Source organism: Kutzneria kofuensis, assembly GCF_014203355.1.
Taxonomy (GTDB): domain Bacteria; phylum Actinomycetota; class Actinomycetes; order Mycobacteriales; family Pseudonocardiaceae; genus Kutzneria; species Kutzneria kofuensis.
Window position 1 is genome coordinate 535750 of record NZ_JACHIR010000003.1, and the last position, 14533, is coordinate 550282.

Annotated in this window: 12 protein-coding genes; 5 read left to right on the forward strand and 7 right to left on the reverse strand. The window is 71.2% G+C overall.

Going from position 1 to position 14533, the window contains the following annotated elements; genetic code table 11:
* Positions 1–103: 103 nt before the first annotated feature.
* Positions 104–691, forward strand: a complete 588-nt coding sequence (locus BJ998_RS44605; protein ID WP_184870211.1) for an ArsR/SmtB family transcription factor — start codon at positions 104–106, stop codon at positions 689–691.
* On the forward strand, positions 688–1854 hold the full coding sequence (locus tag BJ998_RS44610; protein ID WP_184870212.1) for an MFS transporter: 1167 nt from the start codon (positions 688–690) through the stop codon (positions 1852–1854). The genes BJ998_RS44605 and BJ998_RS44610 overlap by 4 nt, the downstream gene beginning before the upstream one ends.
* On the opposite strand, the gene BJ998_RS44615 is transcribed toward BJ998_RS44610, so the two are convergent.
* Complete coding sequence (locus BJ998_RS44615) at positions 1841–2995, reverse strand: tyrosine-type recombinase/integrase (RefSeq protein ID WP_184870213.1); 1155 nt, start codon at positions 2993–2995, stop codon at positions 1841–1843. The genes BJ998_RS44610 and BJ998_RS44615 overlap by 14 nt on opposite strands.
* A 132-nt stretch (positions 2996–3127) precedes the next feature.
* Positions 3128–3859 carry a dienelactone hydrolase family protein gene (locus BJ998_RS44620; protein ID WP_184870214.1) on the reverse strand — a complete coding sequence of 244 codons (732 nt, stop codon included), beginning with the start codon at positions 3857–3859 and terminating at the stop codon, positions 3128–3130.
* A 312-nt stretch (positions 3860–4171) separates the two neighbouring features.
* On the opposite strand from BJ998_RS44620, the gene eno reads away from it, so the two are divergent.
* The 3 genes from eno to BJ998_RS44635 all read left to right on the forward strand — a co-directional run bounded on the left by eno (position 4172) and on the right by BJ998_RS44635 (position 8257).
* Complete coding sequence (eno, locus tag BJ998_RS44625) at positions 4172–5455, forward strand: phosphopyruvate hydratase (protein ID WP_184870215.1); 1284 nt, start codon at positions 4172–4174, stop codon at positions 5453–5455.
* Positions 5456–5810: 355 nt separating this feature from the next.
* Complete coding sequence (locus tag BJ998_RS44630) at positions 5811–6716, forward strand: carbon-nitrogen hydrolase family protein (RefSeq protein ID WP_246490116.1); 906 nt, start codon at positions 5811–5813, stop codon at positions 6714–6716.
* Between the two features lie 410 nt (positions 6717–7126).
* A complete protein-coding gene (locus BJ998_RS44635; protein ID WP_312890687.1) occupies positions 7127–8257 on the forward strand; it encodes a coiled-coil domain-containing protein in 1131 nt (376 codons plus the stop codon).
* Between the two features lie 5 nt (positions 8258–8262).
* Here BJ998_RS44635 and BJ998_RS44640 read toward each other — a convergent pair whose 3' ends face one another.
* From BJ998_RS44640 to BJ998_RS44660, 5 genes are all read right to left on the reverse strand, one after another.
* Positions 8263–9702, reverse strand: coding sequence for a flavin monoamine oxidase family protein (locus tag BJ998_RS44640; protein WP_184870217.1), 1440 nt, complete (start codon positions 9700–9702; stop codon positions 8263–8265).
* The gene (locus BJ998_RS44645; protein ID WP_184870218.1) at positions 9695–9898 is read right to left on the reverse strand and encodes a tautomerase family protein; all 204 of its coding nucleotides are present in this window, start codon (positions 9896–9898) and stop codon (positions 9695–9697) included. The genes BJ998_RS44640 and BJ998_RS44645 overlap by 8 nt, the downstream gene beginning before the upstream one ends.
* A gap of 13 nt (positions 9899–9911) precedes the next feature.
* Complete coding sequence (locus tag BJ998_RS44650) at positions 9912–10322, reverse strand: MerR family transcriptional regulator (protein ID WP_184870219.1); 411 nt, start codon at positions 10320–10322, stop codon at positions 9912–9914.
* The gene (locus BJ998_RS44655; RefSeq protein WP_184870220.1) at positions 10319–12622 is read right to left on the reverse strand and encodes an ATP-binding cassette domain-containing protein; all 2304 of its coding nucleotides are present in this window, start codon (positions 12620–12622) and stop codon (positions 10319–10321) included. The genes BJ998_RS44650 and BJ998_RS44655 overlap by 4 nt, the downstream gene beginning before the upstream one ends.
* Before the next feature lie 111 nt (positions 12623–12733).
* A complete protein-coding gene (locus BJ998_RS44660; protein ID WP_184870221.1) occupies positions 12734–14527 on the reverse strand; it encodes a gamma-glutamyltransferase family protein in 1794 nt (597 codons plus the stop codon).
* Between the last annotated feature and the right edge of the window lie 6 nt (positions 14528–14533).

Genomic DNA, 14533 nt, shown 5'->3' on the forward strand with positions numbered 1-14533 from the left:
CGCCACCGTACCAACCGGACGGCCGACCTTCGGCGGGATTGCCGGCGACGGCGAATGCTGACAGGGTGGGTCTGAAAGAAGTCTTTCAGATCTGGGGGCGGCGATGGCCGAACTGCCGGCCCGGACACGGGTCCGGGACGTGGAACTGATGCGCGCGCTGGCGCATCCGCTGCGGTCGGCACTGCTGAACTACCTGATGGCGGTCGGCCCGCGCACGGCGAGCGAGTGCGCGGCGGCGGTGGACTCGACGGCGTCCAACTGCAGCTGGCACCTGCGGCAGCTGGGCACCTGGGGCCTGGTGGAGCGGGTGGAGGCCACCGACGGCCGGGAGCGCCCGTGGCGGGCCACCCAGGTCGGCCTGGACTTCGGCGATCTCGACGGCGACCTGGACGTCCGCGCCGCGCAGCTGGCGGCGGCCGGCACGAGCATCGGCGCCGACCGGGAGCTGACCGAACGCTTCCTGGACACCGCCGGCTCGCTGGATCCCGAGTGGCAGCGGGCGGCCACGTTCAGCACGTACTCGCTGCGGGTCTCCCCCGACGAGCTGGCCGCGCTGAACGCGGCGATCGACGCGCTGGTCCGCCCGTACGTGACGACGATCCGCACCGACGCCCCGGCGGACGCGCGGACCGTGCACGGCAGCTGGCGGTCGTTCCCGAGAATCGAGGCCGACGGAACGTTCAGCTCATGACGACCCTGCTGCGCCATGGGGCGTTCATGCGGCTATGGGTGTCCGGGCTGTTCGCGGAGACCGCGGAGTGGATGCTGCAGGTCGCGCTCCCGGTGTACGTCTACCAGGCGACCGGGTCGGCGGGCTCGACGGCGCTGGTGATGGTGACCGGCATCCTGCCGATGCTGCTGGTCAGCCCGGCGGCCGGGGTGATCGCGGACAGGTTCGACCGGCGGCGGGTGCTGTACCTCGTATGCCTCGGGCAGGCGGCGGTGTCGGTACCGCTGCTGTTCGGCAGTCACGAGGTACTGATCTACGTCGTGATGGCGGCACAGTCGGCGCTGGCGTCGCTGTTCGAGCCGACCCGCAACGCGCTGGTGCCGGCCCTGGTGGGCCCGGAGCGGCTGGCGTCGGCGAACGGGTTGATGGGCTTCAACAGCAGCATCTCCCGGCTCGCCGGCAGCTCGCTGGGCGGGCTCGTGCTGGGTGTGTGGGGCCTGGGCTGGGTGATCGTCGGCTACCTGGCGGCGCTGGTGATCGCCGCCCTGCTGCTCGTGCCCCGGTTCGGGGTGCACGTCGAGCCCGAACGGGCCAGCCCCGGCAGCTGGCTCGACGGCGTGAGGGCGTTCCGGGACCCGGAGCTGCGGGCGACCGGCGTGACGTTGGCGCTGATGTCCCTGGGACAGGGCATGTTCCTGGTCCTGTTCGTGGTGTTCGTGACCGGCCCGCTGCGCGGCGGCGACGCGGATGTCGGCCTGCTGCGCGGAATCCAGGCCGTCGGCGGGCTCGCCGCCGGGCTGCTGATCGCCGCCGTGGCCAACCGGATCAGCGCGGTGCGGATGATGGGACTGGGCATCCTCACGTTGGGCGTGTGCTCGGCGCTGATCTGGAACCTGCCGCACCTGACCATCGTGTTCTGGCTCTACGTAGTGCTTTTCGCCGCGGTCGGCGCGCCGGCGGTGGTGGCGAGCTCCGCCGCGCTGACGGCCGTGCAGCTGCGGGTCCCCGACGAGCAGGCCGGCCGCGTGCTCGCGACCGTGTTCGCCGGCATCGCCGGGCTGACCACGGTCGGCACGCTGCTCGCCGGCTTCCTGGTCGACGTGGTCGGGTTGGACGTCCTGTTGGACGTGCAGGCGGGAATGCTGGTGGCCGCCGGGATCGCGGCGCTGCTCAGGAGGAAGTAGCCAGCCAGCCACGGTGCAGCGCCGGGGCCAGCTCGTGTGCGGCGGAGTTGCGGACGTTGTCCTCGTCGTGCAGGTAGCCCTCGGTGGTGGCCAACGCCGCGTGGCCGAGGTCGCGCTGCACCTGCCTCGGCGGCACGCCCCGTTCCACGGCGTGCGTGGCGTAGGAGTGGCGGGCCGAGTGCGGGTGGATGGTGTCGCGCAGCGGGCCCAGGTGGGTGGCGATGAACTCCGCCTCCGGTGTGGCCATCAGGTCCCGCAGCCATTGCTGGCGCGGCGTCTCGGTGAACGTCCGGCACAGCCTCGTGAGCACGGCCTGCAGGTGCGAGGCGTGGACGCGCCGGCCGGTGCTGGTGACGAAGATCGGCCGGACGGCGGCGTTGACCTGGCCCGGCAGCGCCGGCACCGCAGGTTCGGCACGGACGCGCAGGTAGTCCTCCAACGCGTCGGCGACCGGCGGGGCGAGGGCGACTTCGCGATCCTTGCCGCCCTTGCCGTGCACTCGGAGGATGCCGATGTCGTGCGCGGCGGCGCGGCGGTAGTCGTCCAGGTTCACGCCGACGAGTTCGTCCGCGCGGACCCCGGTGCCGACCAGGATCTCGATCATGGCCCGATCACGGACGCCGTCCCGGCGGTGCTCGGCCAGCAGGTAGGCCGCCATCAGCAGGGCCCGGCAGGCCTGGAACGACCAGCGTTTCGTCGTCGACGGCGTGCCGGCGGGCTTGTTCAGGTGCTGGGCCCGCCGGTCCACAAGGGACACCGGGTTCTGCGTGGCGAGGCCCTCCCGCAGCAGGTACTTGGCGTAGAACGCCGACACCGCCGACAACATCCGGCCGCGGGTGGCGTCGCTGTAGCCGGCGCCGGCGAGTTCGTCCAGCCAGCGCTCCACGTGCTCGACCCGGACGTCGGCGAACCGGAAACCGTTGGCGCCGCACCAGTTCAGCCATTCCAGGCCGGTGGGCTCGGCCCGCCTGCGGCCCCGCCGGCGGCTCGGGTCCGGCGGGGTGTAGCCGGGCACCCAGTCCAGGGGGATGCCCAGGTCGGTCGCGTAGGCGAGGCGGGTGTTGACGGAGGCGTAGATCCGCAGGAACTCCCGCAGGCGCTCGCGGGCGGTCTTGTCCTCACCGACCAGCGCCAGCGTCACGCCTCGACTCCTCTCAGGATGATCAAGGCGAGTCTGCCATGCCAGCCGCTCATCGAGGCCGGGACCTGGTCTCGATGAGCGGCATCCTGGTCGACAGCTCCTACCGCCTGCTGCCGGCCTGGCGGGCTGGCCTCACTTCAGGTGCCGGGCGAAGAACCGGTTCCCGTCCTCCCCCGCGAACAGCGGGACGCCGGTGTGCCCGCCCATGTTGGCCTGCAACGTCTTCTCCTTGGAACCGAAGGCGTCGAACAGGTCGAGGGCCAGCTGCCGGTCGTTTCCCTCGTCGTCCCACTGCAGCAGGACCAGCAGCGGAATGGTGACCTGCCGGGCCTCCTCGAGCATGGCGCGGGGCACGAAACTCCCGGCGAACAGAAGGGCGGCCGAGATGCGCGGCTCGACCACCGCCAGCCGGAGGCCGATGCCGATCACCCCTCCCGCGTACCCGACCGGGCCGCCGATCTCGGGGAGCGTCAGGAGGGCGTCCAGGGTGGCCTGCCATTCCGGGACCGCCTTGTCGACCAGCGGGAGGATGAGCCGGCAGACGATCTCGTCGTCGACCGGGTCGCCGGCTTCCAGCGCCCGGCGCAGGTCGGCGCGGGCCTGCTCGGCGGCGGCGTCACGGGGCCGGTCGCCGCTCCCGGGGAGCTCGATGGTGGCCGTGGCGTAGCCCTGCGCCGCGGAGTGCTGGGCCCGGGCCGCCAGTCGGGGGTACATCTTGGACAGTCCGCCGGGGTGGCCGAGCAGGATCAGCGGGGCCGGTGCGGATGCGGTTCCGGGCGTCCACAGGATGCCGGGGATCTCGCCGAGGGTGAATTCGCGTTCGAGGACGTTGTCGTCGAGGCGCTGTTCGGAAGTGAATCGCACGGTCGTGCCTTTCGGGAGTGCTCGCGAACGGCGCTCCCGGACGACCTATCGCCCGACCGTGACCCCAGAGGGGAGCACCCATGTCGATACGTTCACGGGTACCACCTCCTCGTTCTCTCGCACGGCCTCGGGAAAGCTAGCAGTGGCCGCCGTGGTCCGCCAACGGGTTTTGGGGTGGCTCCGCGACCGGATGCCATGGAGCCACTCGCCCAAGCCCGAGCGACGGCCGTTCGATGCATGATCTTGGTGGCTCGGTGCGCCGGGTACGGGCAAGATGGTTCTTGACCGATACACCCCCACCTGAGGAGTGAGATGACCGCGATCGTGCGCGCCGTGGGACGCCAGGTCCTGGACAGCCGTGGCAATCCGACCGTCGAAGTCGATGTCCAGCTCGAGGACGGCTCGTTTGGCCGTGCCGCGGTGCCGTCCGGCGCGTCGACCGGCACCAACGAGGCCGTCGAGCTTCGGGACGGCGACAAGTCCCGGTACCACGGCAAGGGCGTACGCAAGGCGGTCGACGCGGTGAACGGCGAGATCGCCGACGCCGTGCGCGGCCTCGACGCCGAGGACCAGGCGGTCGTCGACCGGACCATGATCGAGCTGGACGGCACGCCGAACAAGGGTCGCCTGGGGGCCAACGCCACCCTCGGCGTCTCGCTGGCCGTGGCCAAGGCGGCCGCCGCCGCGCACCGGCAGCCGCTGTACCGGTACGTCGGCGGCGTGTTCGCGCACGTGCTGCCGATGCCGATGATGAACATCATCAACGGCGGCGCCCACGCCGACAACGCCATCGACTTCCAGGAGTTCATGATCGCGCCGGTCGGCGCGGAGAACTTCGAGGAGGCGGTGCGGGTCGGCTCGGAGGTGTTCCACACCCTGCGCAAGACGCTGCACGACGCCGGTCACAACACCAACGTCGGCGACGAGGGCGGCTTCGCGCCGAACCTGAACTCGGCGGACGAGGCGCTGGAGTTCGTCGTCGGCGCGATCGAGAAGGCCGGCTACACCCCGGGCGAGGACGTCGCGCTGCTGCTCGACCCGGCCGCGTCGGAGTTCTACGTCGACGGCGTGTACGACTACAAGGGCGAGGGCCGCAAGCGCTCCGTGGAGGAGCACGTCGCCTACCTGACCGAACTGGTCGACAGGTTCCCCATCGTGTCCATCGAGGACGCCATGGCGCAGGACGACTTCGACGGCTGGAAGCAGATCACCGACGCCATCGGCGACCGCTGCCAGTTGGTCGGCGACGACCTGTACTGCACCAACGTCGAGCTGCTGCGTAAGGGCATCGACCTGGGCATCACCAACTCGATCCTGGTCAAGGTCAACCAGATCGGCACGCTCACCGAGACGCTGCTGACCGTGAACACCGCCTTCAAGGCCGGCTACTCGGTCGTCATGTCGCACCGCTCGGGTGAGACCGAGGACTCCACCATCGCCGACCTCGCGGTGGCGGTGAACTGCGGCCAGATCAAGACCGGCTCGCTGTCCCGGTCCGACCGGACCGCCAAGTACAACCAGCTCATCCGCATCGAGCAGGAGCTGGGCTCGCAGGCCGAGTACGCGGGCCGCACCTCGCTCGCCGGCCGCCGCTGAGACCGTCGGGTCGGGTGTGCGCCGGCGGTCCACACCCGACCCGACGCACGGGCATGGAGGTTGACGGAGCCGGTGGGCGACGGCAGGATGACAACCCGCGTGGCCTACGCCGAACCTCCTGCGACCGTCCCCGGCACGGTCTCCCATCGGAGGCAAAGGGACCATGGTCTCAGGTCGCTGTCGCAGCCCGATCGCCTCGGGCGAGGTTGCCGGGGAACCGTCGCTCCAGGCGTGGAAGGCCGCGATGACAGCCCGCAGGAACTTCAAGCGCCAGGTGCGCGCTCGTGCCGCCAAGACCGGCGAGTCCTACACATCTGCCCTCCGGCACTTCCGTCCGACTCCCTCAGGAGAGGTCATGCCGGAAGCGAACACCCTCAAGAGCGTGCGGCTCGCCGTCGCGCAGACTCCCGCGCGCGAAGACCCCCGAGATGTGGACGCGCTGCGCGAAAGCGGCCGTCAGGTCCGGGCACTGATGCGTGAGGCCAGTGCCCGGGACGCGAGGATCGTGCACTTCCCGGAAGGCGCGATCTGCTTTCCGAACAAGCTCATCATGTCCGTCGACGGCCCGGACACGGTCGGGCCGGCGGACTGGGACCGGTACCAGTGGGCGGTCGCGCAAGCGGAGTTGGCTGCGATCGCCGAGCTGGCACGCGAGTTGCGGCTGTGGACGGTGATCGCCGCGGTGCACCGCTTGACCGAGCCCAACCGCCCGCACAACAGTCTCTACGTCCTCTCCGATCGCGGCGAGGTTGTCACGCGATACGACGAGCGCCTGCTGTCGAACACGAAGGTCTCGTACATGTACTCGCCGGGTCTCGCACCGGTGACCTTCGACCTGCAGGGTATGCGCTTCGGCTGCCTGCTCGGCATAGAGATCCACTACCCGGAACTGTTCGCCGAGTACGAGACGCTGGACGTCGACTGCGTCCTGTTCTCCACGACCGGAGTCTCCCCGGGCAACGCCGCCGTTCAGGCTCAAGGGCACGCCGCGAGCAACAGCTACTGGGTCAGCTTCTCGGTGCCGACGCAGCACGGCGCCACCGCGCCGTCCGGGGTCATCGCCCCCAACGGTGATTGGCTTGGGCGATGCCCCGCAGACGGGTCACCGTCGGTCGCGGTCGTGGACCTCGACGACCGGTCCGAGGCCGCTGCCGAATCAGTGGTCTACGCGCGTCCCTGGCGTCGTAAGTCGCGCGGGGGCATCTACACCGGGCACCAGGTGGCCGACCAACGCAGCGAAGACCGTACTGCGGCGTTCTAGCGTAGAGAACCGACGGGCGCGCGGCGCGGATGGCCCCCACGCCGCGCGACCGCAAACCGGTCGAGCGACTCCAGAAGGCGAAGGTCGGTCATGCCGACTGGTGAGGTTGCGTATTCGACAGTGGGTGCGCACCTCGCCGTCCGCCGTTGACGTACGACATCACGACCATACGGCGACCCGCTCTCCGACTCCTTCGCCCGACCTCTTCCGCGCCCTCCAGTTTCGTCACCGTGACGATCGCGGGCCTGGTGACGGCCTTCAGCCCCGCCGCAAAGGCCTGTTCGTAGTTCATATCAATAATCTTGCTTATCCATATAAGTCACCTCACCCCGCCCGGTCGTATGGTTTGGGTTTGATAAGTCGAACCACGCAGTTTCAGTTCTGAAACCTATTGCTGTAGGGTCTCCAATGTGAGCGTTGATGCTGGTGAACGGCACCTCTCCCCTCCGGCGCGGCGGGGGACGCGGGACGAACGGCGCGAGGCGACGCTGCGGGCGTTGACGGCGGGCATGGGGGCGCAGTGCGCGTACTGCGGGCGACCGCTGCCGGAACTGTCGCCGCGTGGCGGTCGGCCGACGCCCTACTGCCCTGCGGACCCGGAGCGGTACGGGAACTGGGGCGCCAAGGTGATCACCTGCGCGATGCTGGACGAGCAGCGCGAGATCTGGGTGCACCTGTACGGCCCGGACCAGCCGATGACGCCGCTGGATCTGGGGGCCCTCGATGGCAGCCTGACGACCGTGCTGGCGGCGCTGGATCCGTTGCGGTCGGTCGTGGGCGAGCTGAGTGACCGTGTCACCGGCGAGGCCGCTGACGCGCTCGCGGCCAAGGAAGCGGCCGAGAACCAGCAGAGTGAGGCCCGGGCGGAGGCCGATCGGGCCATGGCGGAACGGGACCGCGCGCTGGCGGAGGCCGCCGAGGCGCGTGAGCAGGCTGCCGACGCCCTCGCGGTGAAGGACGCCGCCGAGCGGCTGGCGGCGGAGGCGTTGGCGGCCCGTGACCAGGCGCTAGCCGATCAGCGTGCCGCCGAGCAGGTCCGAGACGAGGCGGTGCGGACCAAGCAGGAGGCGCTGGACAAGGTGGCGCAGTCCCAGGACCGCGTCGCCGACCTGCAGCAGGTGCTGGAACGCGAACGGCAGGAGTCGGCGCGGCAACGCGAGCAGCTCCGCGTCGACCACCTGCAGGCGATGCAGGAACTCCAGGCGTCGCTGGCCAGCCGGCACGACGAGCGCATCCAGGCGCAGGCCGACGAGTTCCGCAAGCAGGCGCAGGCGGCGACGGCGGCCGCCGAGGCACGGATCGACGACCTCACCGGACAGCTCGCCCGCGCCAGCCAGACGTACGCCGAGTCCCTGGCGCCGCTGCACCAGCAACTGAGCAGCCTGCGCCAGGAACTCGACCGGGAGGCCGCCGCCAAGCAGGCCGCGGAGCAGCGCGTAATGGACCTGCGCGCCGCCCTGGCCCACCGGCTCGACCAGGCCGGCGACGACGAGGCCCTCCGCCAAACCCTCCGCGACCTGCTCCAAACAGCGGAGAAGTGAACCGGTCAGACCGGTTGGCCCAGCTCCACCACGGTGCGGGCGGCTGACTCCAGGGCGAAGGTCATGGAGCCGCCGTTGGGTTCGAAGCCGGCGTGCTCACCGGCGAAGTGCACCCGGCCCTCGGGCCGGCGGATGACCGGCATGAGCCGCTCGTGGCCGACCTCGGGAAGGATGTACGACCCCTCGATGTGCGGCTGTTGGTCCCACACCACGGAGGTGCCGAGCTCGAAGTGCTCGCGGGTGCCGGGCAGCACCGTCTCCACCTGGTCGATGGCGAAGTCGACGCGCTCCTCGGCGGTCATGGCGGCGACGGCCCGGGCGCGCCAGCCGGTGAGCAGGCACTCGAGGATCTTGCGCGGGCCGGGCCCGTGCGGGGTGGCGTCACGCAGCCACCGCACGGGCAGGTCCGTGGAGTAGCTGACGGCGCTGCCGGCCCAGAACTGGCGGCGGACCTGCAGGTAGATGCGCACGATGGACGAGTACTTGAGCCGCCGCATGACGTCGATCTTGTCGGCGCGCAGCCGGGCCTCGCCGAGGTCGATGTGCCGGATCGCGCTGAACGGCACGGTGACGACCACGTGCTCGGCCCGGATGGTCTGGAGCCGGCCGTGGGCGAGGAAGGTGACCTCGACGTCGTCGTCGGACTGGCTGATGCGGACGACCGGCTTGCGGTAGTGGATGCGGTCGCGCAGCCGCTCGGCGAAGGCGTACGGCAGCCGGTCGGTGCCGCCGCGGATCTTGGACCAGCGGTGGTCGGCGTGGGAGAGCGAGTGCGGGCTGGCCTCGTGCCGCAGCCACGCCAGCGCGGAGGCGGACTTGAGGTCGCCGCCGCGCATCTCCAGGAACAGCGGCTCCATCAGGTCGATCGCCGCCGGCGAGGCGCCACGGGCGCGCAGAACCTCGTACACGGACTGCTCGTCGTACGGTGCGAGGCGAGGCGTGCAGTGCCACTCGGCGGCGGCGATGTCGGGCTGCAGCTCGTCGGCCAGCGACGTCACGTACCGCTTGATCATGCCGGGCACGTCGAGGTGCCGCTCCTCCTCGGTCAGCGGCAGGTCGCAGCCGGCGATGGAGTCCCGGTCCGGTCCGAAGAAGCCGCCGCGCATGAAGTAGGCGAACTGGCTGTCCACGAGGTCGGCGACGTCCATCTCCACGCCCAGCTCGCGGGCGTAGTGGTGCACGTAGTGGCAGTGCGGGGTGATGGTCATCGCGCCGGCCTCGACGTGCATGCCGTCGGCGAAGGGCTGCCGCAGCGTGTACGCGCGGCCGCCGGGACGGTCGGCGGCCTCCAGCACGGTGACCTCGCAGCCGCGGCGGCTCAGTTCGTACGCGGTGGCCAGCCCGGCGAGCCCGGCGCCGACCACGACGACGCTGCGGGGCGGCGTGAAGCCGGGCAGCCCCTCGTCGAGTTCGCGGCGCACCTGCGCCTGAGTCGGCTCACGCATGACCGGTTCCCCTCCGCTGCGCCATCGACTCGCCGCCGACGAACCAGTTGGTGGGCTCGCATTCGACGACGCTCACCCGCACCACCTCCGGTGCGACGGCCAGGGCCGACGCGGCGGCCTCGGTCAGGGCCTTGCCCAGCGCGGTGATCTCCTCCTGCGGGCGACCCTTGAGCAGGGTCACCTGGATCTGTGGCATGGCTACTCCCCCTTCAACAGGCGTGCGACCGGGTCAGCGTGGAGACCCGCAGCCGCAGTTCGCGGTCGCATTCCGGGCAGGACAGCTGGTCCGGCTCGGAATGGTCGATGTGGTGGCGCAGCAGGCGCAGGGCGGCGCAGGTGCTGTCGACGTGCGCGCGGAGCTCGGTGAGGCGCTGCTCGGCCAGCCGCCGGGCGGCCGGTGCGGCGGCGACGAGCGCCCGCACGTCGTCGAGGCTGAGCATCGCCCCCTCGATGTAGGTCCGCACGAGCGTCAACCGGCGCAGGTCGGCCGGGGTGAAGTGGCGGCGGCCGTTGCGCCGCTGGGTGGTCAGCAGGCCCTCGTCCTCGTAGTACCGCAGCGCCGAGACACGCATCTGGAACCACTCGGCGACCTGCCCGATCGGCACCAGCTCCTCAGTCATTCCGCCTCCCGGCGGGAGTACTCCTCCAGATCCCCGGCCAGACACCGCGCGGTGTGCGAGTTCTTGGCCCGCAACAGGTCCCGCGGTGTTCCCTCGAACACGACCCGGCCGCCGTGGCGACCGGCCTCGGGGCCCATGTCGATGATCCAGTCGGAGTGCCGGACGACGTCGAGGTCGTGCTCGATGGCGATGACCGTGTTGCCCGCGTCGACCAGCCGGTCCATCAGCGCCAGCAGCCGCCCCACGTCGGACATGTGCAGGCCGGTGGTGGGCTCGTCCAGCACGTACACGGTGCCGGTCTCGCGTAGCCGGGTGGCCAGCTTGAGGCGCTGGCGCTCGCCGCCGGACAGGGTGGACAGCGGCTGCCCCAGCGTCAGGTAGCCGAGGCCGACCTCGGACAGCAGCGCGAGCCGCTGCTTGATGTCGGGCTCGGTGAAGAACCGCAGCGCGTCGTCGGTGGTCATGGCCAGCACGTCGGCGATGGTGCGGTCGCCGACGGTGTGCGCGAGGGCCTCCGGCCGGTACCGCTTGCCGCCGCACTCCTCGCACGTCGTGGTGACGGGGTCGAGGTAGGCCAGGTCGGTCTGGATGATGCCGCGGCCCTTGCAGTTGGGGCAGGCGCCGGCGGAGTTGAAGCTGAACAGCCCCGCGTCCTGGCCGGTGGCCGCCGCGAACATCGCCCGGATCGGGTCCATGACATCCAGGTAGGTGGCCGGCACCGAGCGCAGCGAGATGCCGATCGCCGACTGGTCGACGATCACCACGTCGGGGTGCTGGCGCGGCAGCACCGTGGACACCAGCGTGCTCTTGCCCGAGCCGGCGACGCCGGTGACGGTGGTGAGCACGCCGGTGGGGATGTCCACGGAGACGTCCTGCAGGTTGTGCACGCGGGCGTGGCGGATCGGCAGCTTGCCGGTGGGCATGCGGAAAGTGTCCTTGAGGCCGGGCACGGAGCGCAGCGCGCGGCCGGTGGCGGTGCCGGCCTTGCGCAGCTGGGCGACGGTGCCCTCGAAGACGACCTCGCCGCCCTCGGTGCCGGCGCCCGGGCCCATCTCCACCACGTGGTCGGCAATGCGCAGCACGTCCCGGTCGTGCTCGACGACCAGCACGGTGTTGCCCTTGTCGCGCAGCGCGAGCAGCAGCTCGTTGAGCCGGTGCACGTCCCGGGGGTGCAGGCCGACGCTGGGCTCGTCGAAGATGAACGTCAGGTCGGTCAGGCTGCTGCCCAGGTGCCGCACGGTCTTGAGGCGCTGGCTCTCACCGCCGGACAGGGTGGGTGTCTCGCGGTCCAGGCTGAGGTAGCCCAGGCCGATGTCGGACACCCGGCGCAGCGCGGCCAGGGCGGCGCCGACGATCGGCTTGGCCGCCGGCACGTCCAGGTCGGCGAGCACGTCGATCAGCTCGTCCACCTCCAGCCGGGTCAGGTCGGCGATGGAGTAGCCCTTGATCTTGGACGCGAGCGCCTTCTTGTTCAGCCGGCCGCCGTGGCAGACCGGGCACGGCCCCTCGCTGACCACCTCGTCCACGGCCGCCCGGTCGCGTTCGTTGAGCGCGTCCAGGCCCTTCTTCAGGTAGCGCCGGGTGAAGCGCAGCACGACGCCCTCGTACTCGTTCTTGTAGACGCCGTTGCGGCCGCTGCGGTCGACCTTGAACCCGCTGCCGTGCAGCAGCTTCTCCCGGTCTTCCTGGCTGAACTTGCCGATCGGCAGGTCCGGGTCGAACAGGCCGGACTCGGCGTAGAGCTGCCACTGGAAGGTGCCCTTGGCGAACGACGGGTGCCGGATCGCGCCCTCGTTGAGGCTCTTGGACTCGTCGATGAGCTTGTCCAGGTCCAGCCGCACGGTGCGGCCGAGGCCCTCGCACTCCGGGCACATGCCGTTGGGGTCGTTGAACGAGAACGACGTGGACGGGCCGGCGGTCGGCTTGCCGTGCCGGGAGAACAGCACCCGCAGCACCGAGTAGATGTCGGTCATGGTGCCGACGGTGGAGCGGGAGTTGCCGCCGACCGGCTTCTGGTCGACCACGATCGCCGTGGACAGGTTCTCCATCACCTCGGCGTCCGGCCGCTCGTAGCGGGGCAGCCGGTTGCGGATGAACGCCGGGAAGGACTCGTTGAGCTGGCGCTGCGACTCCACGGCGATGGTGCCGAACACGACGGAGGACTTGCCGGAGCCCGACACGCCGGCGAACACGGTGAGCTCCCCCTTGGGGATGCGCAGGGAGACGTTCTTGAGGTTGTTCTCCCGGGCGTTGCCCACCTCGATGTGCCCGCCGGCGCGGGCCCCGTCCCGACTGCTCATCTCACCCTCCTCAACTCGGATGATTTCCGTCAGGAAATCATAGGGTGGACGTGTTGTCCATTCGAACCGGCCTGACCAGGTGCAGGGATACCCGGTTCAGGCCGACTTGATTCACCGGGCGATGGCATACGCCTGCTGACCGCGCGGACTGGCCGCGGCCAGCACCAGGTCGTCGCCGGCACGGCCCGTGACACACACCTTGCCCAGCGTGTTCGGCTCGACCTCGACCACCTGGTGGCCGCGGCGGCGCAGCTCGGCCAGCACGGCCTCGTCCCGCCCGGCCTCGGTGACCAGCGCGAGCGGCCGGGCCTTGCGCGGGGTGAAGGACGAGGGCACGTGGTCGGTGTGGAAGGCGGTCGCCTCCACCGCCTGCTGCGGGCTCATGCCGAACTCGACGTGGTTGAGGAAGAAACCCAGCGTCCACTGGTCCTGCTGGTCGCCGCCGGGCGTGCCGAAGGCCAGGTACGGCTGGCCGTCACGCAGCGCGATGGTCGGGCTGAGGGTGGTGCGCGGGCGCTTGTCCGGGGCCAGCGTGTTGGGGTGGCCGTCGACCAGCCACGCCATCTGGCCGCGCGTGCCGAGCGGGAAGCCCAGGCCGGGCACCACGGGCGAGCTCTTGAGCCAGCCGCCGCTGGGCGTGGCGGCGACCATGTTGCCCTCGGCGTCGGTGGCCGTCACGCAGCAGGTGTCGCCGTTGGCGGCGGTCCGGCGCACCACGGCCGGCACGCCGTCGTCGAGCTGGGCCAACCAGGACGGCTCGTCCGGCGGCACGGTCACGTCGAGCACGGGCGGGATGAACGGCTCGCGGCCGTCCGGCGAGCCGGGGCGCAGTGTGCCGGAGGCCGACTCGCCGATCAGCGCCCGGCGCTCCTCGGCGTAGCCGCGGTCCAGCAGCGCCTTGAGCGGCACCTCGGCGTGGTTCGGGTCGCCGTACCAGGCCTCGCGGTCGGCGAACGCGAGCTTGGCGCACTCGACCACGGTGTGCAGGTGCTCGGCGCTGCCGGCGCCCATGGCGGCCAGGTCGTAGCCCTCCAGCAGGGCGAGCTGCTGCAGGAACACCGGGCCCTGCGACCACGGGCCGGGCTTGTGCACGGTCAGCCCCCGGTAGTCCAGCCACACCGAGTCCTCCACGGTCGGCTGCCAGCGGGCGAGGTCGGCGCCGGTGAGCAGGCCGCCGTTGCGGCGGCCGGTCGAGTCGACCATCTCGGCGGTGCCGGCGAACTGGTCGATGGCCTCGGCGACGAAGCCCTCGTAGAACGCGCGGTGCGCGGCGTCGATGCGGTGCTCGCGGGTGCCGCCCGCGGCCTGCGACTCGGCCAGCAGCCGACGGAAGGTGGCGGCCAGGGCGGGGTTGCGCAGCCGCTGGCCGGGCGCGGGCACCGCGCCGTTGATCAGATAGGTGCGGCCGGACTCGGCCCACTCGTCGCGGAACAGCTCGGCCAGCGAGCCGATCATCTCGGCGGCCTTGGGCAGCACCGGGTAGCCGTGCTCGGCGTAGTGCACGGCCGGCGCGAGCACGTCGGCCAGCGCCAGCCGGCCGTAGTCGCGCAGCAGCCGCAGCCACGCGCCGAACGCGCCCGGAACGCACGCCGACAGCAGGCCGGAGCCGGGCACCACGTCCAGCCCGCGGGAGCGGAACTCGGCCGGGGTGGCGCGCAGCGGCATCGGCCCCTGCCCGCACACCACCTCGACGCTCTCCGAGCCGGCGCGGTGCACCATGATCGGGACGTCGCCGGCGGGGCCGTTGAGGTGGGGCTCGACGACCTGGATGACGAACGCGGCGGCGGTGGCCGCGTCGAAGGCGTTGCCGCCGAGGTCGAACATGGCCATCCCGGCCGCCGAGGCCAGCCAGTGGGTGGCGGACACCGCGGCCTGGGTGCCGCGGAGCTCGGGTCGTGTCAACACGGTGCT

Bases quoted from the DNA above. Each gene is read 5' to 3' on its own strand.
- BJ998_RS44605 (WP_184870211.1), top strand. From the start codon at position 104: ATGGCCGAACTGCCGGCCCGGACACGGGTCCGGGACGTGGAACTGATG.
- BJ998_RS44610 (WP_184870212.1), top strand. From the start codon at position 688: ATGACGACCCTGCTGCGCCATGGGGCGTTCATGCGGCTATGGGTGTCC.
- eno (WP_184870215.1), top strand. From the start codon at position 4,172: ATGACCGCGATCGTGCGCGCCGTGGGACGCCAGGTCCTGGACAGCCGT.
- BJ998_RS44630 (WP_246490116.1), top strand. From the start codon at position 5,811: ATGCCGGAAGCGAACACCCTCAAGAGCGTGCGGCTCGCCGTCGCGCAG.
- BJ998_RS44640 (WP_184870217.1), bottom strand. From the start codon at position 9,702: ATGCGTGAGCCGACTCAGGCGCAGGTGCGCCGCGAACTCGACGAGGGG.
- BJ998_RS44645 (WP_184870218.1), bottom strand. From the start codon at position 9,898: ATGCCACAGATCCAGGTGACCCTGCTCAAGGGTCGCCCGCAGGAGGAG.
- BJ998_RS44650 (WP_184870219.1), bottom strand. From the start codon at position 10,322: ATGACTGAGGAGCTGGTGCCGATCGGGCAGGTCGCCGAGTGGTTCCAG.
- BJ998_RS44655 (WP_184870220.1), bottom strand. From the start codon at position 12,622: ATGAGCAGTCGGGACGGGGCCCGCGCCGGCGGGCACATCGAGGTGGGC.